The following is a 20010-nucleotide window of genomic DNA, read 5'->3' on the forward strand; positions in this document are numbered from 1 at the left end:
GCATGGCGTATGTCGGACGAACTGGTCCTGGGCGGGGACCTCGGCGGCACCTCCACCCGGATCCTGATCGCGGACTCCGCGGGCACCGTGGTCGGTCGCGGCGCGGCCGCGGGCGGCAATCCGACCAGCCATCCCGCAAGTGCGGCGGCCAACTTCGGTCAGGCCCTGCACGCCGCGCTCCAAGGGCTCGACGCGGCCGCGGTCAAGGCCGCCGTGGTCGGGATGGCCGGCGGTGTCGCGCTGCAGCGGCCCGAGGTGGCGGCGCAGTTCGAGGCCGCCTGGACCGGCGCCGGGCTCACGTCGACCCCGCAGTACATCGGTGACCTCGAGGTCGCGTTCGCGTCCGGTACGCCGGAACCGGACGGGACCGTGCTGATCGCCGGGACCGGAAGCAACGTCGGGCTGGTCCGCAACCACCAGCTGCAGCGGACCGCGGGCGGGCACGGCTGGCTGCTCGGCGACGACGGGTCCGGGTTCTGGCTCGGCCGGGAGGCGGTGCGCAGCGTCCTGGAGTCGCTGGATCTCGGCGACCCGCTCGGGTTGCTCGGGCAGGCCGTCGTACAGGCGATCCTGCCCGGCCGGGACGAGCCTGCTGCTGCACACCGTGCAGGATACGACGCACTGCGTGATCTTCTGGTGATGACGGTCAACAGCCGGCCACCGGTCATGCTCGCAGAGTTGGCGCCTACCGTGATCGCGGCGTACCACCAGGACGACAAGACTGCGCAGATGCTGGTGAAACGCGCAGCCGAACTGCTCACGGAAACGGCCGCGCGGCTGAAGACGACGTCCGACATCGGCCCGATGGTCCTCGCCGGGAGTGTCGCCGGCGAGTCCTCGCCGGTCGGGCAGCTGATCCGCGAGCACTTCGCCGGCGACGTCCGGACCGCCCGCGACGGCGTCGGCGGGGCGACCTGGCTGGCCCTCGGCGCCCTCGATCCCGCGCTGGCGACCGAGCAGAACCACGCCCGCCTGGTCGAACGCTGACCGGCGGCTCCCACGCGGTGGATCGCACCGCGTGGGAGCTCCGGTTGCTACTCGAAGACGGAGACCGGCCGGACCTCGATCGCGAAGAACTCGGCCTCGGGGATGGTGGCGGCGATCTCCTCGGCGCGGTCCTGGCTCGCGACGTCGATCAGGAAGACGCCGGCGAGCTGCTCCTTCGCCTCGGAGTACGGGCCGTCGGTGGTGGCCCGGACGCCTTCGCGGACCCGGACCACGCGGGTCTTCGACGGCGGGTCGAGCGGTACGGCGTCGATCAGCTCGCCGCTGGTGTGCAGCTCGTCGAGGAGCTTGTCGAGCTGCGCCGCGAGCGCGTCCCGGGCCTTCTTCGGCAGCGCCTTGCCCTCCTCGGTGTGCAGGAACGACGGGTGGCCCCAGGTGATCGGGTTGCTGTGGATCATCAGCAGGTACTTCATGTCCGGATGTCCTTTCAGGTGACTGGATCGTCGCAGCAGAGGTCGGAAGCACCTGCCGGTCCTCGACATTTCCACAATTTAGGCTGACCCCCATGGACGAGATCGACTTCCGGCTCGCGGACGGCCGGGTTCTGCACGGGTACGACAGCGCGCCGGGCGACACCGGCCGGCTCGCCGTGGTCTGGCACCACGGGACACCGAACCTCGGTACGCCGCCCGCACCGCTGGCCGCGGCGAGCGAGCGGCTCGGGATCCGGTGGATCTCGTTCGACCGGCCCGGGTACGGCGGCTCCACGGCCGCACCGGGCCGCACTGTCGCCGATGTCGCGGCCGACCTGACCGCGGTCCTCGACACGCTCGGCATCGGGTCGTGCGCGCAGCTCGGGTACTCCGGCGGCGGCACGTTCGCGCTCGGCGCCGCCGCCCTGCTCGGCGACCGGGTCACCGCGGTCGCCACGCTGGCCGCGATCGCTCCGTATGTCGCACCCGGCCTCGACTGGTACGACGGCATGATCCCGTCCGGCATCGCCTCGCTCCGCGCCGCGGCGGCCGGCCGGGACGCGCGGGTGGCAAACGAGGAGCTCGAGTACGACCCGGAGTTCACCGAGACCGATCTCGCGATGTTCGGCGGCCCGTGGGGCTGGCTCGGCTCGGTCGCCGGCGACAAGGCGATGCCGAACGGCCCGGACGGCGCCGTCGACGACGACTGCGCCTACGTCCTCCCGTGGGGCGCCGACCCCGCGGCCATCACCGCGCCGACGCTGCTCGTGCACGGCACCGCCGACCGGATCATCCCGTGCTCACACGCCCGCTGGCTCGCGGCCCACATCCCGTCCGCGACCCTCGACACCCACGAGAACCTCAGCCACATCACGATCCTGAACCAGGCCGAACGAGCCCTGACCTGGCTGCACGACCACTGATCAGTCCGCCAGCAGGTGCCGCGTGCGCGGTGCTTCGAGGGCGAGCTTCGCGGCGGCGCGGTAGAGGTCGGCGTCGGAGCCGGTGATGCGTTCGTTGTGCTGGCGCAGGTGTTCGGACCAGGTGGCGACCTCGAAGACCTCGACGTACAGGTCCGGACTGCTCACGTCGCGGTACGTCGACCAGCGCCGCGCGCCGGTCCGCTGCCGGGAGACGCCGACCTTCGCGAGCGCCGCCCGGAACTGCTCGGCGTTCTCCGGCGGGACGTGGTACGACACCTCGACCAGCACCGGACCGGCCCGCGGATCGAGGGCTTCCTCCGCCGCGGTCAGGATGGCGATCTCCGGCGCCGGCCACGGCTGGACGACGGTCCGGTCCAGCTCGCCGGTCCGCGAATGGATCGGCAGCACCACCAGCGACACCGCGCCGACGAGCAGCAGCACCCCGGAGACCAGCAACGTGGTGGACGCGCCGAGCGCCGCCGCGAGCAGACCCCAGATGAGTGCGCCGACGCCCTGACCGCCGAGGAACACCATCAGGTAGACGGCGAGCGCCCGCGCGCGAACCCAAGCGGGCAAGGCCAGCTGCAGCGTCGTGTTCAGCGTCGACAACCCGCCGAGCCACCCGGCACCCGCGACCACCAGCAGCAGCGCGACGATCGTTGCGTTGTGCAACAGTGCGACCGCGAGTACGCCGATCGCGTACGCCACGGTCGCCCCGCCCAGCACGGTGTTCCGCCCGGCCCGTGCGCGGATCGGCTTCAGCAGCACGGCTCCCCCGACCGCCCCGAGGCCGAGCGCCGCGAGCAGTACGCCGTACCCGGTCGAGCCGAGGCCGAGACGGTTCACCGCCGCCACCGGGAGGAGGCCCCACAGCGCGGACGCCGGCAGGACGAAGAGCATCGCGCGCAGCAGGATCCGCCGTACGCCAGGCGCGTAGGCGACGTACCGCAGACCGGCGCGGAGGGCGGGCAGCATCGGTTCACCGGCCGCGGCGACGGCGGCCGGGCGGCGCCAACGGAGCAGGGCGACCAGGATCGCGAGGTACGAGACGGCGTTCACCGCGAACACCACGGCCGGACTGCTCAGGCCGAGCAGGAAGCCGGCGAGGGCGGGGCCGACCGCCCGGGCGATGTTGACGTTGAGGCTGTTCAGCGCGGCGGCCTCGGGAAGCTCGGAACGCGGGACGAGCTCCGGCTGGATCGCCTGCCAGGCCGGGCTGGTCAGCGCCTGGCAGGCCCCGAGGACGAACGTGATGGCGATCAGCGAGGTCGGTGTCAGCAGACCGCCCGCGCTCAGTGCCGCGAGGCAACCCGCGACGACCGCCATCGCCAGCGTCACCAGTGCGATCAACCGCCGGCGATCGAGGACGTCGGCGAGTACGCCCGCGGGCAGCGAGACGAACAGCACCGGCAGCAGGCTCGCGGCCTGCACGATCGACGCCAGCGCGGCGGCGTTCGGCTGGTGGACGACGGTCCACTGCGCGCCGACAGACTGCATCCAGCTGCCGACGTTCGACCCGAGCTGCGCGAGCCACAGCGCACGGAAGACTCCCCGGCGCAACGGCGCCCAAGCAGACGACTCCTCGACGGCCATGAGGCATCGTACGGCGGCACATTCCAAGCAATGCCTTGACATCTGATTCGGGGCAGCGCATATTCCAAGCATGTCTTTGGAAAAGGATCCGCGGCGCGCCCGGTTGCTGGACGACCCGCTCGCGATCAGGGCGATGGCGCATCCGGTGCGGCTGGACCTGCTGTCGCTGCTCGGGCGCGAGGGGCCGATGACCGCGGCTGATGCGGCGCGGCACCTGGGGATCAGCCAGGCGCTGGCGTCGCACCATCTGCGGCAGCTGGCGAAGTACGACTTCGTCGAGCCGGCGCCGGGCAAGGACAACCGGGAACGGCCGTGGCGGCAGGTGTCGACCTCGCAGTCGTGGGAGGACGCGATGAAGACGCCGGAGGGCGCCGCGGCCGCCGAGGTCCTCGAGCAGCTGATGGCCGAACGCGCCCTGGACTCGCTGGCCAAGTGGCAGCAGCACCGGCCGGACGCCGACCCGGTCTGGCGGGACAACTCCGGCATCGGCCAGACCGGCATCTACCTGACCGGCGACGAGCTCGCCGAGGTCGTTGGCCAGATCAACGACCTGCTGCAGCGCTGGGTGGACGAACGCCCGATCGACGACAAGTCCACCCGCCCACCCGGCAGCAAGTACGTCTCGTTCACCCAGATCGTCACGATCACCGCGGAGGAGTAGGACATGAAGGACTTGTGGGGCGTCCTTGCCCGGCAGCGCGACTACCGCCTGCTGCTCAGTGCCGGGCTCATCTCGCTGGTCGGCGACTGGTTGCTGCGCACCGGTCTCGCCTTCCAGGTGTACGTACTGACCGGCTCGACGCTGGCCTCCGGTGGGCTGCTGCTGGCCTCGTTCCTGCCCGCCGTACTGCTCGGCTCGCTGGCCGGCGTCTTCGTCGACCGGTGGAGCCAGCGCACCACGATGATCGTGACGAACGTACTGAACGCGGTCGTCCTGCTCCCGCTGATCGCCGTCCACAGCGCGAACCTGATCTGGATCGTGTACGCCGTGGTGCTCGCGCAGAGCTGTCTGCAGCAGTTCTTCACGCCCGCCGAGCAGTCACTCGTCCCGCTGCTGGTGGACTCCGACCAGCTCGTCACCGCGAACGCGCTGAACAGCCAGATCCGCGACCTCGCCCGGCTGATCGGCGCGGCGCTCGGCGGCGTACTCGCGGCCGCCGGCGGACTCACCCTGCTCGCGCTCGGCGACGCCGCGACGTTCGTGGTCGCCGTCGTACTGGTGGCGGCCATGCGGCACCGGCAGCATCGGCCGCCGAAGGACGAGGAGACCGCGGGCGGCGCGATCCGGCGGTTGAAGGAGGAGTGGACCGAGGGGTTGCGGCTGTGCGTCGCGGGCTCGGCGATGCGGCTGTTCTTCGTGTTCTGCCTGGTCACCGGGGTCGGTGAAGGCGTGATGAGCACGCTGTTCGCGCCGTTCGTCAGCGCCGAGCTCGGCGGCGACGGGAAGGTGTACGGGCTGATCGTCTCGTCCCAAGCGGTGGGCGGGATCGTCGGCGGGCTGATCGCCGCCGCGATCGGCTCCCGCCGACCGGCCGCGACGCTCTGGGGGATCGGGGCGCTGGCGTTCGGGCTGATCGACACCGCGCTGTTCCTCTACCCGCTGGTGTCGAGCAGCGTGATCCCGGCGTTCGTCTGCATGATCGTCGTCGGCCTGCCCGGCGCGCTCACCCTGGCCGGCATGATGACCGTCTTCCAGAACCTCACCGTGGACGGCACCCGCGGCCGGATCTACGGCGCGGTCGGCGCCGCCGAGAGCGTCGCGGTGCTGATCGGCATCGCGGGCGCCGGCGTCCTCGGCGACGCCGTCGGCATCATCCCGGTCCTGGTCTTCCAGGGCCTCGGGTACGTCGCCGGCGGGCTGGTGATCCTCAGTCGGCGGCGGGTGCTGGCGATCCAGGCTGCTCCTCAGCCGGTGTGACCTGGTGCAGGCGGACCCGGGCGACCCGGCGGCCGTCCATCTCCGAGACGGTCAGCGTGTGCGCGTCCAGCCGGACCTCGTCGCCGGCCGACGGGACCTTCCCGAGGCGGGCGGCGAGGAACCCGCCGACCGTCTCGTAGGGGCCGTCGGGCAGCTCGATCGCGGTCGCGTCGGCGAAGTCGTCGAGGTTCAGCAGGCCGTCCATCTCCAGGTCGCCGCTGCCCAGCCGGGTGGTCTCGGCCGGTTCCTCGTCGTACTCGTCCTTGATGTCGCCGATCAGCTCCTCGACCAGGTCCTCCAGCGTCACGATGCCCGCCGTACCGCCGTACTCGTCGAGGACGATCGCCAGGTGCGTGCTGCGGCGGCGCATCTCGGTCAGCGTCGGCAGCAGCTTGGCGGTGTCCGGCAGCATCAGGACGTCGCGGGCGAGGTCGCCGACCCGTACCGACCGGGTCGCGACGGCCGGGTCGAACAGGTCCCGGACGTGCACGAACCCGACGATGTCGTCGGCCGAGCCGTTCATCACCGGGTACCGCGAGTGCGGCCTCTCGGCGGCGAACTTGACCGCCTTGTACGCCGGCATCTCGGCGTCCACGAAGTCCACCTCGGTGCGCGGCAGCATCAGCTCGCGGAGCTGCCGGCTGCCGGCCTCGAAGACGTCGTCGACGATCTTCCGCTCCTCCTCGCCGAGCGACTCGCTCGCCGTGACCAGGTCGCGGAGCTCCTCGTCCGACATCACCTCGCGGTTCGCGTTCGGGTCGCCGCCGAGCGCCCGGACCACCAGGTCGGTGGACTTCGAGAGCAGCCAGATCACCGGGCGGGCGCCGGAGGCGATCCGGTCCACCAGCGGGCCGAGCGCGAGCGCGAAGCCCTCCGCCCGCTGCAGCGCGAGGCGTTTCGCGGCCAGCTCGCCGATCACGATCGAGACGTAGGAGATGCAGATCGTGATCAGCACCAGTGCGACGGTGTTCGCCAGCGACTGCGGGAGGCCGAGTTTGCGCAGGTGCGGGGCCAGGCCGTCGGCCAGGGTCGCGCCACCGAAGGCGGCGGACAGGAAGCCCATCAGGGTCACGCCGATCTGCACGGCGGACAGGAAGCGGTTCGGGTTGGCGGCCACCTTGGCGACGATCGCGCCGCGTTTGCCGCGATGGGACAGGGCCTTCAGCTGGCTCTCCCGCAGTGACACGAGAGCCATCTCGGCGGCGGCGAAGACGCCACCGATCAGCACGAAGACCAGGATCAGAACGATGTTCAGCAGGGTGTCGTTCATGGGTCGGGGTTCCTAGCGCCCTCTCGTCAGATGCCGAGAGGGCGTGCGTTGGGCGTAGTCGTCCATTGATCTACTCTACCGGCGGCGGGTATCACGATGCATGTTCGAGTTTGTTGGTTTACGATGATTCCTGGCCGGACGCGTCGTGCGGCCGGGAAGGTCACACGATGAACACACCCCGCGGTGTACGCCGTACCGACACCACTCTGTCGGACGGCCGCGAGCTGATCTACTACGACCCGGCCGACGCGCCGGCCCGGGTGCCGCTCGCGGACACCCGCGGCCTGCCTGCCCCACAGCCGCAGGTGGAGCTGCGCACGGACCCGCTGACCGGGGACGTGATCACCTACGCCACGCACCGGAACACCAGGACGTACCTGCCGCCGGCGGACCAGTGCCCGCTGTGCCCGAGCAAGCCCGGCAACCCGACCGAGATCCCGGACCACGACTACAACGTGGCCGTGTTCGAGAACCGGTTCCCGTCCTTCGCCGGCCCCGGCCGGACCGAGGTCGTGTGCTTCACCAGTGACCACAACGGCTCGTTCACCGGCCTGTCGCAGGGCCAGGCGCGGCTGGTCGTCGACACCTGGGCCGACCGGACCGCCGAGCTCAGCGCCCGCGACGACGTCGAACTGGTCTTCCCGTTCGAGAACCGCGGCCGCGAGATCGGCGTCACGCTGAGCCACCCGCACGGCCAGCTGTACGCGTACCCATTCGTCCCGCCGCGGATGCGCACCCTGCTCACGCAGGCCCGCAAGCACCAGGAGGTTGCCGGCAGCAACCTGTTCGCCGACGTCCTGGCCGCCGAGCGCAAGGACGGCACCCGGGTGATCGGGGAGAACGGCAACTGGACCGCGTTCGTACCGGAGGCCGCCCGCTGGCCGGTCGAGGTGCACCTGTACCCGCACCGCCAGGTCGGCGGCATCGACGAGCTGTCGGTCGGCGAGCGCGACGACTTCGCCGAGCTGTACCTGGACGTCCTGCAGCGCCTCGACGGCCTGTACGGCGAGCCGCTGCCGTACATCGCCGCCTGGCACCAGGCCCCGGTCCGGGTGGACCGCGAGCTCGGCTACCTGCACCTGGAGGTGTTGTCGATCCGGCGGGCCAAGGACAAGATCAAGTACCTCGCCGGCTCGGAGTCCGGCATGGGCGCGTTCATCAGCGACACCCGGCCGGAAGACGTGGCCGAGACTTTGCGGAAGGTTGGTTCGTGAGCTCCTTCGAGGATGTTTTCGGTACGGCGCCCGACGGCAGCTGGCGGGCACCCGGGCGGGTCAACCTGATCGGCGAGCACACCGACTACAACGACGGCGTCGTACTGCCGATCGCGCTGCCGAACCAGATCGTGGTGACCGCGTCCCGGCGTACCGACGGCCAGGTGGCGGTCGCGTCCGGCGGGCACGACGGCGTGGTCGAGTTCGCGCTCGACGAGCTCGCGCCGCGCTCTGTCGGCGACTGGGCGGCGTACCCGGCGGGGGCGGCCTGGGTGCTGCGCGAGTCCGGGTACCCGATCGGCGGCGCGAACCTGCGCTTCGAGTCCGACCTGCCCTCGGGCGCCGGGCTGTCGTCGTCCGCGGCCCTGTTGTGCGCCGCCGCGATCGCGCTGCTCGGGCTCGCCGGTCAGGAGGTCGATCCGGCAGAGGTGGCCCGGCTCGCCCAGCGCGCCGAGAACCAGTACGTCGGTGCGCCCGTCGGCCTGATGGACCAGACCGCGTCGATGTGCTGTACGGCGGGTCACGCGCTGGCCTTCGACATCCGTTCCGGCGCGCTGGACCAGATCCCGTTCGACCCCGAGGCCGACGGGCTGCGGCTGCTCGTCGTCGATGTGAAGGCGCCGCACCGGCACGCCGACGGCGAGTACGCCGCGCGCCGGAAGAGCTGCGAGCACGCCGCGGCCGCCCTCGGCGTACCGGCGTTGCGTTCGGTGGACTACGCCGACCTGGACGCCGCCCTCGCGCGTCTCGACGACGACGTGGACCGGCGCCGGGTCCGGCACGTGGTGACCGAGATCAAGCGCACCGAGGACGCGATCGCGCTGATGCGGGCCGGCCGGCTGCGCGACGTCGGGCCGCTGTTCACCGCGTCGCACGTCTCACTGCGCGACGACTTCGAGGTCACCGTGCCGGAGCTCGACGTCGCGGTCGACGCCGCGCTCGAGGCCGGTGCGCTCGGCGCCCGGATGACCGGCGGCGGTTTCGGCGGCTGCATCATCGCGCTGACCGAGGCCTCCGCGGCGGACGCCGTACTCTCCGCGATCGAGAAAGCCTTTGCGGAGCACGGTTTCACGGCCCCGTCGTCGCTCGCGGCAACCCCGTCGGCCGGCGCTTCGAGGATCAGCTAGCGATCACCAGGTCGCAGCCCGTATCGCGCATCGCCTTGCGGGCTGCGGCCGACAGGCCGTCGTCGGTGACGATCACGTCCAGGTCCGACCAGGTCGCGAACGTGCTCAGGCCGACGGTCCCCCACTTGGTGTGGTCCGCGACCACGACCACCTCGCGGCTCGCGGCGATGAACGACCGGTTGGTCTCGGCCTCCATCAGGTTCGGCGTACTGAGGCCGTGCTCGGCGTCCACACCGTGCGCGCCGAGGAACAGCAGGTCCAGGTGCAGCGACGCCAGCGCCGCGGTCGCGATCGGGCCGACCAGCGCGTCCGACGGCGTCCGGATCCCGCCGATCAGGACGACCGTACGATCCGAGCGGCCGTTGCCGTGGAACACGTCCGCGATCCGCGCCGAGTTCGTGACAACTGTCAAGTTCTCCACCCGCAACAGCTGCCGGGCCAGCGCGTACGTCGTCGTACCGGCGCCGATGCCGATGGCGCTGTCCGGCTGCACCCGGGTCGCCGCCTCGGCCGCGATCGCCTGCTTGGCCGCGGACTCCTGGGTGAGCTTGGCGTCGAACCCCGGCTCGTGCGCACTGCGCAGACCGACCGACGTTGCGCCGCCGTGCACCTTGTGCAGCAGGCCGCTCGAGTCCAGCGCGTCCAGGTCGCGGCGGATCGTCATGTCCGAGACACCGAACCGGTCGACCAGTTCGGCCACCGTGATCGCGCCCCGGCTGTTGACCTCGGCAACGATCGTGGCCTGCCGCTGGGCGGCCAACTGGCCGCCGCGGCCGCGGGGCGGTTCTGCTCCGGCTGCGTTCACACACCACAGAATAGCCCCGCTGGCAGGGAAATCTGTTGCCCGGCCGGTGGCAGCGCGTCACCCTGGAGCATGCGATTCCCCGAAGACGTGCCGGTGCTGTCCGACAACGTGGTGACCCTGCGTGCGCACACGGCCGACGACATCGACCCGGCGTACCGGATGTGCCAGGACCCGGTGATGCAGGAGTGGACGACGATCCCGGTCCCGTACCTGCGCGAGCACGCGGTCGGGTATCTCACCGAGGTGATCCCGGCCGGCTGGCAGGCGAACACCTCGTGGGCCTGGGCGATCGAGTACGCCGGGGCGTACGTCGGCACGATCGACCTGCGCGACGGTGTGGGCGGGGTCGGCGAGGTCGGCTTCGCGGTGTCGCCGGAGGTCCGCGGCAACGGGGTGATGACCCGCGCGCTGCGGCTGGTGGTGCGGTACGCGTTCGACGTGCTGGACTGGAAACGGGTGATCTGGCGCGCGTACGTCGGGAACTTCGCCAGCCGCCGGGTGGCCTGGAAGGTCGGGTTCCGCGGGCTGGTGACGATCCCTGGCGGCGGGCAGTCGCGCGGGGTCCGGAAGGACGAGTGGGTCGCGACGGTCGGCCGCGACGACGAGCTCGAACCGCAGGGCAACTGGTGGACGGTGCCGGTGCTCGAGGGCGACGGGTTCCGGCTGCGGCCGTTGCGCGAGTCGGACGCGCAGCGGGTGATGGAGGCGTGCAGCGACGAGCGGACGCAGCACTGGCTGTCGGGGATGCCGTCGCCGTACGGGCTCGACGACGCCAAGGGCTTCATCGACAGCCGGCAGGACGCGGCGGCCGGTGGTGAGGCCGTTGCCTGGGCGATCGCGGACGCCGAGTCCGACGAACTGCTCGGAAACGTGAGCGTTTTCGGACTGAACGGCCGGATGGACAGGACGCGTGGCGAGATCGGGTACTGGATGCACCCGGAGGCGCGCGGCCGCAAGGTGATGACGAGCGCCGTCCAGTTGCTGATCGCGTTCGCGTTCCGGCCGGTCGAGGACGGCGGGCTGGGCCGGCGCCGGCTGCTGGTGCGGTGCGCCGACGTGAACACGGCGTCCGCGCACGTTGCCGAGGTCAACGGGTTCACCAAGGTCGGGGACGAACGGGCGGCCGATCCGCGGCGGGACGGCAGCTACGACAACCTGCTCACCTACGACCTGCTCGCTGAGGACGTCCTGAGGGGTTGACCCGGTCAACTCGCAGGAGTATTGGTCACCCAGCGCAGGCAGGGATTTACGGCCAGTTGGTGTCATCCGACACCGGTTCCCCTCGCCGTTGTGCGGCCGGGCTGCTTGAATCGACGGGTGATAGATCGTGAGGAACTCGTCCGCCGTTGGCAGGCCGGGTGGTCCGTCTCGCGGGGCTGGACCACGGTTGAGGACGACAACAACGGCATTCTGATCGTCCGGGCAGGTGAGGAGAGCCGGCCGACGGAGTACGTCGTACTGGATGCCGACGGTAAACCGGAACGGGTGGAACGCGCCGCCCAACTGGCGTTCGCCGACGGCGGTGGCCGCGGCTCGGGGTGGATCACGCTGGCCACCGACGACAAGGAGGCCCGGATCGAGCAGCTGGAGGATCTCGGTCTCGAGGTCCAGCAGGACCAGGACTGGCTGATGACTATCCAGCTGTCCGAGCAGCCCGCCCTCAAACTGCACGAACGCTACGCGCTGCACGCCGAACTCGAGGACGACCTGATCATCACCCGCGCCACGCTGCACGGCGGCGTGGTGTCCAGCGGCCGGATGGCCGTGGTCGGCGAGGACGCGGTCGCGGACCGGATCGAGACCGACCCGGCGCACCGGCGGCGCGGCCTCGGCAGTGCGGTGATGGCGTCGCTGGTCGAGGCGGCCGCGGCGAAGGGCGCCAAGCGCGGCATCCTGATCGCCTCGATCGACGGGCTCCGGCTGTACCGAAGTCTTGGCTGGAAGGTGATCGCGGACATCGTGATCGCCCGGTCGCGTTGATTCAAACGATTGCCATCGTCAGAGCTTTGTGAAGTGGTGGCTCTGGTGCGCATCGGCCGGCGGTGAGCTGGGCAAGGCTGCTCAGCATGACGAACCACAGACGGTCACGCAGCTACGGCGTGGCCGGTCCGCTTCTCGCATCCCTGTCGGCGTTGGCATTGATCGCGGGTGTCGGGTGGTTCGTCATGCGGCAGTCGGGTAGGCCGCGCCCGACCAGCCAGGATTCGCCGGTCGCCACGACGACACCGACGCGCTCCGCTACAGCACCCAGCCGGGGTACTACGCGGACGACGTACACACCCAAGCCAACGCCAACCCCGACTCTCACTCCCACTCACACTGCTTCTCGCACGCCTGCTCCGACGCGTGCTACTCGCACTCCGGTTGCTTCACCCAAGCCGACGCCGGCACCCACGCCTCCGCCGACTCCTACGCCGACGAAGAGCAAGACCACGAAGCCGCCGAAGTCCGAGGACGAGGGGAACGGGTCCGCCGAGCAGCAGGTGCTCGTACTCACCAACCAGGAACGCGCGAAGTCCGGCTGCGGTCCACTGAGGATGAACAAGTCGCTGACGAGGGCGGCCGAGGCACACGCCGCCGACATGGTCGCCGAGCACTTCTTCGCCCACGACAGCCTCGACGGCCGCAGCCCGTTCGACCGGATGAAGGCGGCCGGCTTCGGCGGCGGCTCGATGGCCGAGAACATCGCGGTCGGGTACACCAGCCCGGCGGCCGTCGTACAGGGCTGGATGAAGAGCCCCGGGCACCGTGCGAACATCCTGAACTGCGGATACTCGATGATCGGCATCGGGTACGACGCCGGCCAGGTGAAACCCGAGTGGGGCAACGGGAGCTGGGTGCAGGACTTCGGCGGTTGACAACGGCCGGTGGGCGACTTTCAGTCAATCGTTTTCTTCAGGATTCGTTAAGAGGGTTCACGCCCGCGTAACGATGACCTCGCGTGTCGGTTAAGGTCGCTGTTCGGTGACCAGGGGGGACCTGGCTGTACCACGGGGAACGACGCGCTGTTTCGGTATCACGAAGAAACGAAGAGGATTCGCCCACCCCATGACGGATTCGCCAACCCCCCGGCGGCACCGCGGCAGTAGACGAGCTCCCCGGCGGAGCCGCGGCCTGGTCGGCCCCGCTGTCAGCGCGCTCTCGGTGCTGGTCGCGATCGGCCCGGTGGTCTGGCTGATGTCGCACGGGACCTCGCGGACCGACGGTGCCGAGCGGGTCGTGAACGTCGTCGAGAACAGCCGCGTGGACGACGCTACGACGGTTGCCGGGACCTCCACGGGACCGATGATCACGATCACCAAGACCCTGCCGAACGGCGCGACCACCACTGCCGTGGTGGGTCCGGCCGTCGTCGGCTCGGCACCCGCTTCGTCGTCAGCTTCGGCCTCGCCTTCGTCGTCACCCTCGTCTTCGCCTTCGTCCGCGGGCTCCGTCACCACGCCGACCGCTGGGGTCACGACGGTGACCGTGTCACCGACCGCGCCCCGCAGTACCAGCGGTGCGACCGTCCGGCCCAAGCCGAGCGCCAGTACGACGCCTGGCAAGCCGTCGAGTACGCCGACCAAGACCCGGACGACCGAGCCGTCCCCGAGCGACACCCCGCAGCCGCCGGCCGGTGGTGGCGGGACGAACGCCCAGGAACGGCAGGTCCTCGACTACACGAACCAGATCCGCCAGCAGCAGGGCTGCGGTCCGCTCAAGCTGGACAGCGCACTGGTCGAGGCGGCCGGCAAGCACGCGTCGGACATGGTCCGGCGGCACTACATGGACCACACCAACCCCGACGGCCAGGACCCGGGCGACCGGATGGCGGCCGCCGGGTACAAGGGGTCGACCTGGGGCGAGAACATCGCCGCGGGGTACGACACCGCGCAGAAGGTGGTCGCCGCCTGGATGCAGAGCGACGGGCACCGCAAGAACATCCTTAACTGCCGGTTCACCACGATCGGCATCGGCTACGACCCCGGCCAGGTGCGCTCCGACTACGGACCCGGCAGCTGGGTCCAGGACTTCGGCCGAAGCTGATGGCTGTCATTGTCTCGAAAGCACCGACTGTGGCTGGAACGTTGTCCCAAGGCCACAATGTCCGACCGGTTATGGGTCGGTCGCGGCGGGTAACTCCGTCCTTGTCATGTTGCCGGACGTTCCTGGGGGGCTCCGGTGAGGCGGCTGGTGAGGCTCGTCTCGTTGATGAGGCACGTCTTGGGGGCGCGACTTCGAAGGGAACAACGAACTAATGTCCGAGTCCGGCAACGGCCGGTACAAACCACGACGGAAGGCGACCCGAGCGGCCCGCTCGTCGCGCTCCGGCAACCGTCCTACTCCGCCCGCGGAATCCACCCCGCCCACACCGCCCGAACCGCCGCGGTACGCACCACGCTCCAGCGACGAGTCCCCGTTCTGGGCGAACGCACCCAAGGGCGGTACGGAGTCCCCGTTCTGGGCCGGCAGCAACCAGTCCCGCCCGGCCACACCGCAGTACGCCCCCCGCGGCGCACTCCCCAGCTACACAACCCCCGAGGTAGCCACCCCCGAGCCCTCGGCCCCCGAGCCGAGGTCCCCCGAGGCTCCGCACCGCAGCACCCCCTCCTGGGTGAACCAGTCCCTAACCCCAGACCCCCGCCCCGCCCGCACCGGAGAACCCAACCGACCCGCGTACGACAGCAGCACCCCCCTCGGGTCGACCGACGCCTCGCCCGGGTCGACCTCCACCCCTCGCGGGTCTACCGCCGGCAACCGTCTTGGGTCCACCACCGACGCCTCGCTCGGGTCGACCTCCGCTCCTCTCGGGTCAACCACCGCCAACGCTCTCGGGTCCACCACCGACGCCTCGCTCGGGTCGACCCCCACCCCTCTCGGGTCAACCGCTGACGCCTCCCTCGGGTCTACCGCAGCCATCCGTCTCGGGTCGTCCGCCGACGCCCCGGCGGCCGACGCCGGCCGGTCCGCGGCCCGCGGAACCACCGCTGGTACTCCGGCGTCCGCTCCCCTCGGTGAAACCGCCGGCACCTGGTCCTCCCGCCGAGCGGCAGACGACTGGGCCTCCCTCGGCCCCGCAGCAGGCGCGAACTCCGAGCCCGACACCTGGTTCGGCACAGCCTCCACAGACCGCCTGGCCGCCACCACCGGCAGCACGGGTAGCACCGGCAGCACCGGCAGCACCGGCAGCACGGAAACTTCCGCGACCAGCCCGCGCCGCGTACCCGACACGCCCGCCCCCAGGACCCCGCGTCGCGCAGCCGACACCAGCGCAGCAGCAGGCCTGGCAGCTGCCGGCTCCGCAGCCGGCAGCCTCGCCGCCGCAGGCTCAGCCGCCGGCGCCGACCGCACCAACACCACAACCAAGTACGACACCCCGTCACCAACTCCAACCACCACCCCGTCGGCTGCTGCACTGACCGAAGCAGCCGACCCCTACAGCACCCCCACAAGTCCTCGCCGCACCGGAGCCGAGTACGGCACCGCAGCAACTGGTGGAGCCGCCGCAGGTGCTGCGGCCGCCGGAGGCGAATACGGCGCCGCGGCAGGTGCCCGCCAGACGAGCACAGGCGAGTACGGCGACGCAGCAACTGGTGGAGCGATCGCAGGTGAGTACGGCGACGCGGTAGGTCGTGGAGCCGTCGCAGGTGAGTACGGCACCGCAGCAGCTGGTGGAGCCGTCGCAGGTGAGTACGGCACCGCGGTTGGTCGTGGAGCCGTCGCAGGTGAGTACGGCGCCGCCGTAGGTGGTGGAGTCGTCGGGGAGTACGGCGCCGCGGGAAGTGCTGGGCGTACGGGTGCCGCTGGGGACTACGGCACCGCAGATGCTCGACGTACCGCCGCCGCAGGCGAACACGGATCCGCTGCCGGTGCCGGGCGTACCGGCGCCGCCGCGGGTGCTGGTGGTTTGGCGGCGAGCGGCCTCACGGGCGCCGGAGCTTATGCAACCGACGGCGAGCATGTAGCGGCCGCAGCCGGTCGCGGCGGCTCAGGCGCCGGCGGCACCGGAACCCGCCCCGGCGGTTCGGGCCCCGGCCGTTCGGGCCTTGGTGGCTCGGGCTCCGGCGGTTCAGGCCCTGGTAGCTCAGGCCCCGGCGGTTCAGGCTCCGGCGGTTCAGGCGCTGGTGGCTCGGGTCCCGGCGGTACGGGCCCCGGCAGCTCCGGCCCCGGTGGTTCTGGGCCGGGTCGTAGGAGTGCTGGTCGTGTCGGGCGCGCCTCCCGCGGGCGGCGGGCGGTTATTGCGGTGGCGTCCGTGCTTCTGGTGATCACGCCGATCTCCTGGATCCTTCTGCACCAACCGCAGAACGACCCGGCGGACGCGTCGGTGCCGATGGTGACGCGCACCGACGACACCTACATCACCCCCTCCACCAAGGCAGCGGTCGCCACCCCGTCCGCCCGGGTCACGCCGACGGCAACCCCCACGGCGACCCCGACCGCGACCCCCACGGACACGCCGTCCGCCACGCCGACGGACAGCCCGACGGATTCCCCGACCGACACCCCCACGGACTCCCCCACCAAGAAGCCCACCCGCACCCCGACCGACGCCCCCACCTCGGCGTCCACGTCGACGAACCCCACCACGGCCCCCACCTCCCCGGGCCGCACCATCACCACCACGAAGCCCACCCCCACCACCCCACCCCCGACGACGCCGCCTCCTCCGGCGCGCGACGGTGGCATGACCCCCGACGAGCTACAGCTGTTCGACATGCTCGACAGCGCCCGCCAGAACGCCGGCTGCGCACCCCTCGAGCAGGACCCGGGCCTGACAACGAGCGCCCGCTCTGACGCCAAGAGCCGGTCGAAGTCCGGTTCCACGAACAGCTCCAGCGGTTCGAATACGACCGCCGGGGGCGACGACTACACGGCTCAGCAGGCGTACAACCAGATGATGTCGCAGAGCCGCAGCACGGTCCTGAACTGCGGACTGAAGACGCTTGCGGTCGGCTATGCGAGCAACCCGCACTGCAAGATCCTGCTGTGCCTGACCGGTACGGCCGACCGGCATGCCTGGGTCGCCGATTTCGAGTAGTTCAGCACTCTTCTCGCTGGTTGGTGCGACCATGGTTGGGCGACTGGTCCACCAACCCGCGGGAGGCTGGATGTTCTTCGAGCGTGATGACGTGGATCGGGCCGGGCCGGCGCACTACGGGATCCATCCGGACGCGCTGGCCGAGGAGCGTCCGGATCCGCGGCCGGACGAGGCCCGGAAGATGGGGTTGAGCCGGCACACCGAGGAAGGCGCCGTACTGTACTTCGCCTCGTCCCTCGACCGGGGCAAACCCGCGCACCGGATGATGGCCTGGATCCTGCTGGTCACGTTCGCGGCGCCGGTGGTCTACATCCTGCTCGTGCTGCTGTAGAACTCCTGCCGATGCCGTTGCGGCGTCGTACCGAGCACCGTGTGGAAGTGGTGCCGGAGCGCGTCGCTGCTGCCGAACCCGCTTTCGCCCGCGACCCGCTCGACCGACAGATCGGTTGTCTCCAGCAACAACCGGGCCCGGTCGAGCCGCTGCCGCAGCAACCACGCCTGTCCGGAGCTCCCGGTCCGCGCCCGGAACTGCCGGGTGAACGTACGCCGTGACAACGCCACCGCGCCGGCCCATTCGTCGAGCGTCACCGGCTGGTCGAGCCGCGACCGGGCCCACACCATCGCCTTCTCGATCACGTCGTCGGCCGGGTCGGGCGGTACGGGGACCGGGATGTACTGCGCCTGCGACCCGCTGCGGTGCGGCGCGACCACGATGTCCCGGGCGACCTGTTCCGCGATCTCGAACCCGTGGTGGGTCCGGACCAGGTGCAGGCAGCAGTCCAGCGACGCCGCCGTACCGGCCGAGGTCACCAGGTCGCCCTGATCCGACCAGAGCACGTCCGCGCGGACCTTCAGCGCCGGGTACCGTGACCGCAGTTCGTCGGCGAACCGCCAGTGCGTGACCACCTCACGCCCCTCGGCGATCCCGCTCTCCGCGACCAGGAACGCCCCGACACACAGCCCGACGACGGTCGCGCCGCGCTCATGCGCCCGCCGGATCGCGGCCAGCAGTACGTCGGAGGCGACGAGCCCGGGCTCCCAGCTGGGCAGTACGACGACGTCGGCCCGCTCCATCGCGTCGAGCCCGTGGTCGACGGTGATCCCGAACCCGGCGCTCGTCGGGAACGACCCGGGCTGCTCGGCACACACCTGTACGTCGTACCGGTCCGGCAGCCCGCGCCGCTCGCCGAGGACCAAGCACGGCACGGACAGGTGGAACGGGCTCATCCCGGGGTACGCGAGAACCGCGACTGTACGCATGGACCCAGTATGGCCCGATCTTCGGTAACTATGGCTCCCGGGCCAATGGTCCGGGCGTTCGCCGGCGCGGAGGATCGTGGTCATGAAGATCACGCACATCGGCGGCCCGACCGCCGTCCTGAACCTCGGCGGCATCACGTTCCTGACCGACCCGGCCTTCGACGAGCCGCGCGACTACCAGCTGCCCGGACGGGTGATGACGAAGCTGACCGGCCCGGCGATCCCGGCCGCGGACCTCGGCCCGGTCGACGTCGTACTGCTCTCGCACGACGAGCACAAGGACAACCTCGACGACTCCGGCCGGTCCTTGCTGTCGTCGGTGCCGACCGTACTGTCGACGCCCGGAGCGGCGCTGCGCATCGAGGGCGTCCGCGGCCTGGAGAACTGGGAGTCGATCGAACTCCCGCGGCCGGACGGCGGAGTGGTCACGGTGACCGGCGTACCGGCACTGCATGGCCCCCAGGGTGCGGAGGCGGTGGTCGGGTTCGTGACCGGATTCGTCTTACAGGGCGAGGGATTGCCGACGGTGTACGTGTCGGGCGACAACGCTTCCCTGGGCCACGTGAAGGAGATCGCCGACCGGTTCGCACCGATCGACGTCGCGGTGCTGTTCGCGGGCGCCGCGCGTACCGGACTGCTCGACGGGGCGAACCTGACGCTCACGTCGGCGGAGTCGGTCGAGGCGGCCCGGATCCTCGGCGACGCGGTGATCGTCCCGGTTCACACGGAGGGCTGGACGCACTTCAGCGAGGGCCCGGAACAGTTCCTGGCCGCGTTCCGCGAGGCCGACCTGGAGGACCGCGTGGAAATGCTCGCACACGGCGTTCCGACGACGCTTTCCTGAGGCCTTGACGAGCACGGAGCGTGACGGCTAGCGTGTGCGACCGCCGGGGGGAACCGGCAGTTCATGCACACCGGGCCGGGGGGACATCGGCCCACTGCCAAGGGGGCATTTCCTGTGTTCGTACGACGTTTTCGCACGCTCTTCTCCGCCGCGACGGCCGCCGTGGTGCTTGCCGGTACCGCGGTCCTCGCACCACTGACGGCCGACGCGGCGATCACGGCGGTCCTGGGCGGGATCCAGTACGACCCGCCGGGCCCCGACACCCGCACCAACGCCCAGATCAACAACGAGTTCTTCACGGTCCGGAACATCAGTTCGCGCCCGATCAACCTGTCCGGCTTCCGCGTCCTGGACGCCGCGAACCACGTCTTCGTGTTCCCACGCGGCTACGTACTGCCGGGCCGCTCGACGGTGATCGTCCGCACCGGCAAGAACCGCAACCGCGCACTCACCCTGTACTGGAACCAGAGCTGGTACGTCTGGAACAACACCGGCGACACCGCCCGCTTCCAAACCCCAGCAGGCAAAACCTTCGACACCTGCACCTACAAGGCGGTAACCGGCCGCTCCCGCGTCGCCTGCTGACCAGCACAGGTCCGCCGTCCTTGGCGACAGCCTGA

Annotated in this window: 21 protein-coding genes; 16 read left to right on the forward strand and 5 right to left on the reverse strand. The window is 70.8% G+C overall.

Annotation, left to right across the window (positions count from 1 at the left end; translation table 11 throughout):
• The first annotated feature begins 9 nt into the window (after positions 1-9).
• Positions 10-987 (forward strand): N-acetylglucosamine kinase, encoded by a 978-nt coding sequence (locus ACQHIV_RS23595; RefSeq protein WP_427885170.1) that lies wholly within the window; start codon positions 10-12, stop codon positions 985-987.
• A gap of 47 nt (positions 988-1034) precedes the next feature.
• Here the strand turns inward: ACQHIV_RS23595 and ACQHIV_RS23600 are convergent, their stop codons facing one another.
• Complete coding sequence (locus ACQHIV_RS23600) at positions 1035-1418, reverse strand: YciI family protein (RefSeq protein WP_427885171.1); 384 nt, start codon at positions 1416-1418, stop codon at positions 1035-1037.
• 92 nt (positions 1419-1510) lie between these two features.
• Between ACQHIV_RS23600 and ACQHIV_RS23605 the strand changes: the two genes are divergently transcribed.
• Positions 1511-2341: an alpha/beta fold hydrolase gene (locus ACQHIV_RS23605; protein ID WP_427885172.1), complete on the forward strand. Its 831-nt coding sequence runs from the start codon at positions 1511-1513 to the stop codon at positions 2339-2341.
• On the opposite strand, the gene ACQHIV_RS23610 is transcribed toward ACQHIV_RS23605, so the two are convergent.
• Positions 2342-3934: an MFS transporter gene (locus tag ACQHIV_RS23610; protein WP_427885173.1), complete on the reverse strand. Its 1593-nt coding sequence runs from the start codon at positions 3932-3934 to the stop codon at positions 2342-2344.
• 70 nt (positions 3935-4004) lie between these two features.
• Between ACQHIV_RS23610 and ACQHIV_RS23615 the strand changes: the two genes are divergently transcribed.
• Both ACQHIV_RS23615 and ACQHIV_RS23620 read left to right on the forward strand, forming a co-directional pair.
• The gene (locus tag ACQHIV_RS23615) at positions 4005-4595 is read left to right on the forward strand and encodes a helix-turn-helix domain-containing protein (RefSeq protein ID WP_427885174.1); all 591 of its coding nucleotides are present in this window, start codon (positions 4005-4007) and stop codon (positions 4593-4595) included.
• Between the two features lie 3 nt (positions 4596-4598).
• Positions 4599-5852, forward strand: coding sequence for an MFS transporter (locus ACQHIV_RS23620; RefSeq protein ID WP_427885175.1), 1254 nt, complete (start codon positions 4599-4601; stop codon positions 5850-5852).
• Here ACQHIV_RS23620 and ACQHIV_RS23625 read toward each other — a convergent pair.
• Positions 5803-7122, reverse strand: coding sequence for a hemolysin family protein (locus ACQHIV_RS23625; RefSeq protein WP_427885176.1), 1320 nt, complete (start codon positions 7120-7122; stop codon positions 5803-5805). The two genes, ACQHIV_RS23620 and ACQHIV_RS23625, sit on opposite strands and share 50 nt — an antisense overlap.
• A gap of 167 nt (positions 7123-7289) precedes the next feature.
• Between ACQHIV_RS23625 and galT the strand changes: the two genes are divergently transcribed.
• Both galT and galK read left to right on the forward strand, forming a co-directional pair.
• Positions 7290-8336, forward strand: a complete 1047-nt coding sequence (gene galT, locus ACQHIV_RS23630; protein ID WP_427885177.1) for a galactose-1-phosphate uridylyltransferase — start codon at positions 7290-7292, stop codon at positions 8334-8336.
• Positions 8333-9463, forward strand: a complete 1131-nt coding sequence (gene galK, locus ACQHIV_RS23635) for a galactokinase (protein ID WP_427885178.1) — start codon at positions 8333-8335, stop codon at positions 9461-9463. Before galT ends, galK begins: the two co-directional genes overlap by 4 nt.
• Here the strand turns inward: galK and ACQHIV_RS23640 are convergent.
• The gene (locus tag ACQHIV_RS23640) at positions 9456-10268 is read right to left on the reverse strand and encodes a DeoR/GlpR family DNA-binding transcription regulator (RefSeq protein ID WP_427885179.1); all 813 of its coding nucleotides are present in this window, start codon (positions 10266-10268) and stop codon (positions 9456-9458) included. The two genes, galK and ACQHIV_RS23640, sit on opposite strands and share 8 nt — an antisense overlap.
• Before the next feature lie 69 nt (positions 10269-10337).
• Between ACQHIV_RS23640 and ACQHIV_RS23645 the strand changes: the two genes are divergently transcribed.
• The 8 genes from ACQHIV_RS23645 (at position 10338) to ACQHIV_RS23680 (ending at position 17617) form a co-directional block, all read left to right on the forward strand.
• Positions 10338-11468 (forward strand): GNAT family N-acetyltransferase, encoded by a 1131-nt coding sequence (locus ACQHIV_RS23645; protein ID WP_427885180.1) that lies wholly within the window; start codon positions 10338-10340, stop codon positions 11466-11468.
• Positions 11469-11585: 117 nt separating this feature from the next.
• Positions 11586-12248 carry a GNAT family N-acetyltransferase gene (locus ACQHIV_RS23650; RefSeq protein ID WP_209697879.1) on the forward strand — a complete coding sequence of 221 codons (663 nt, stop codon included), beginning with the start codon at positions 11586-11588 and terminating at the stop codon, positions 12246-12248.
• A gap of 503 nt (positions 12249-12751) precedes the next feature.
• Positions 12752-13126, forward strand: a complete 375-nt coding sequence (locus tag ACQHIV_RS23655) for a CAP domain-containing protein (RefSeq protein ID WP_427885181.1) — start codon at positions 12752-12754, stop codon at positions 13124-13126.
• Between the two features lie 190 nt (positions 13127-13316).
• On the forward strand, positions 13317-14294 hold the full coding sequence (locus ACQHIV_RS23660) for a CAP domain-containing protein (protein WP_427885182.1): 978 nt from the start codon (positions 13317-13319) through the stop codon (positions 14292-14294).
• Between the two features lie 1448 nt (positions 14295-15742).
• Entirely contained in the window at positions 15743-15877 is a 135-nt protein-coding gene (locus tag ACQHIV_RS23665; protein ID WP_427885183.1) for a hypothetical protein, read from the forward strand.
• Positions 15878-15994: 117 nt separating this feature from the next.
• Complete coding sequence (locus ACQHIV_RS23670; protein WP_427885184.1) at positions 15995-16213, forward strand: hypothetical protein; 219 nt, start codon at positions 15995-15997, stop codon at positions 16211-16213.
• A gap of 278 nt (positions 16214-16491) precedes the next feature.
• Positions 16492-17286 (forward strand): CAP domain-containing protein, encoded by a 795-nt coding sequence (locus ACQHIV_RS23675; RefSeq protein WP_427885185.1) that lies wholly within the window; start codon positions 16492-16494, stop codon positions 17284-17286.
• A 70-nt stretch (positions 17287-17356) separates the two neighbouring features.
• Positions 17357-17617 (forward strand): hypothetical protein, encoded by a 261-nt coding sequence (locus tag ACQHIV_RS23680; RefSeq protein ID WP_427885186.1) that lies wholly within the window; start codon positions 17357-17359, stop codon positions 17615-17617.
• Here ACQHIV_RS23680 and ACQHIV_RS23685 read toward each other — a convergent pair.
• Positions 17593-18546 (reverse strand): GlxA family transcriptional regulator, encoded by a 954-nt coding sequence (locus ACQHIV_RS23685; protein WP_427885187.1) that lies wholly within the window; start codon positions 18544-18546, stop codon positions 17593-17595. The genes ACQHIV_RS23680 and ACQHIV_RS23685 overlap by 25 nt on opposite strands.
• A gap of 82 nt (positions 18547-18628) precedes the next feature.
• Here ACQHIV_RS23685 and ACQHIV_RS23690 point away from each other — a divergent pair, with 82 nt between their 5' ends.
• Positions 18629-19390, forward strand: a complete 762-nt coding sequence (locus ACQHIV_RS23690; protein ID WP_427885188.1) for an MBL fold metallo-hydrolase — start codon at positions 18629-18631, stop codon at positions 19388-19390.
• A gap of 114 nt (positions 19391-19504) precedes the next feature.
• Positions 19505-19975, forward strand: coding sequence for a lamin tail domain-containing protein (locus tag ACQHIV_RS23695; RefSeq protein WP_427885189.1), 471 nt, complete (start codon positions 19505-19507; stop codon positions 19973-19975).
• Positions 19976-20010 lie beyond the last annotated feature (35 nt).

Source organism: Kribbella polygonati, assembly GCF_050320105.1.
Classification (GTDB): domain Bacteria; phylum Actinomycetota; class Actinomycetes; order Propionibacteriales; family Kribbellaceae; genus Kribbella.

Bases quoted from the DNA above. Each gene is read 5' to 3' on its own strand.
- ACQHIV_RS23685 (WP_427885187.1), bottom strand. From the start codon at position 18,546: ATGCGTACAGTCGCGGTTCTCGCGTACCCCGGGATGAGCCCGTTCCAC.
- ACQHIV_RS23615 (WP_427885174.1), top strand. From the start codon at position 4,005: ATGTCTTTGGAAAAGGATCCGCGGCGCGCCCGGTTGCTGGACGACCCG.
- ACQHIV_RS23690 (WP_427885188.1), top strand. From the start codon at position 18,629: ATGAAGATCACGCACATCGGCGGCCCGACCGCCGTCCTGAACCTCGGC.
- ACQHIV_RS23600 (WP_427885171.1), bottom strand. From the start codon at position 1,418: ATGAAGTACCTGCTGATGATCCACAGCAACCCGATCACCTGGGGCCAC.
- ACQHIV_RS23645 (WP_427885180.1), top strand. From the start codon at position 10,338: ATGCGATTCCCCGAAGACGTGCCGGTGCTGTCCGACAACGTGGTGACC.
- ACQHIV_RS23625 (WP_427885176.1), bottom strand. From the start codon at position 7,122: ATGAACGACACCCTGCTGAACATCGTTCTGATCCTGGTCTTCGTGCTG.
- galT (WP_427885177.1), top strand. From the start codon at position 7,290: ATGAACACACCCCGCGGTGTACGCCGTACCGACACCACTCTGTCGGAC.
- ACQHIV_RS23620 (WP_427885175.1), top strand. From the start codon at position 4,599: ATGAAGGACTTGTGGGGCGTCCTTGCCCGGCAGCGCGACTACCGCCTG.
- ACQHIV_RS23610 (WP_427885173.1), bottom strand. From the start codon at position 3,934: ATGGCCGTCGAGGAGTCGTCTGCTTGGGCGCCGTTGCGCCGGGGAGTC.
- ACQHIV_RS23605 (WP_427885172.1), top strand. From the start codon at position 1,511: ATGGACGAGATCGACTTCCGGCTCGCGGACGGCCGGGTTCTGCACGGG.
- ACQHIV_RS23595 (WP_427885170.1), top strand. From the start codon at position 10: ATGTCGGACGAACTGGTCCTGGGCGGGGACCTCGGCGGCACCTCCACC.
- ACQHIV_RS23660 (WP_427885182.1), top strand. From the start codon at position 13,317: ATGACGGATTCGCCAACCCCCCGGCGGCACCGCGGCAGTAGACGAGCT.
- ACQHIV_RS23680 (WP_427885186.1), top strand. From the start codon at position 17,357: ATGTTCTTCGAGCGTGATGACGTGGATCGGGCCGGGCCGGCGCACTAC.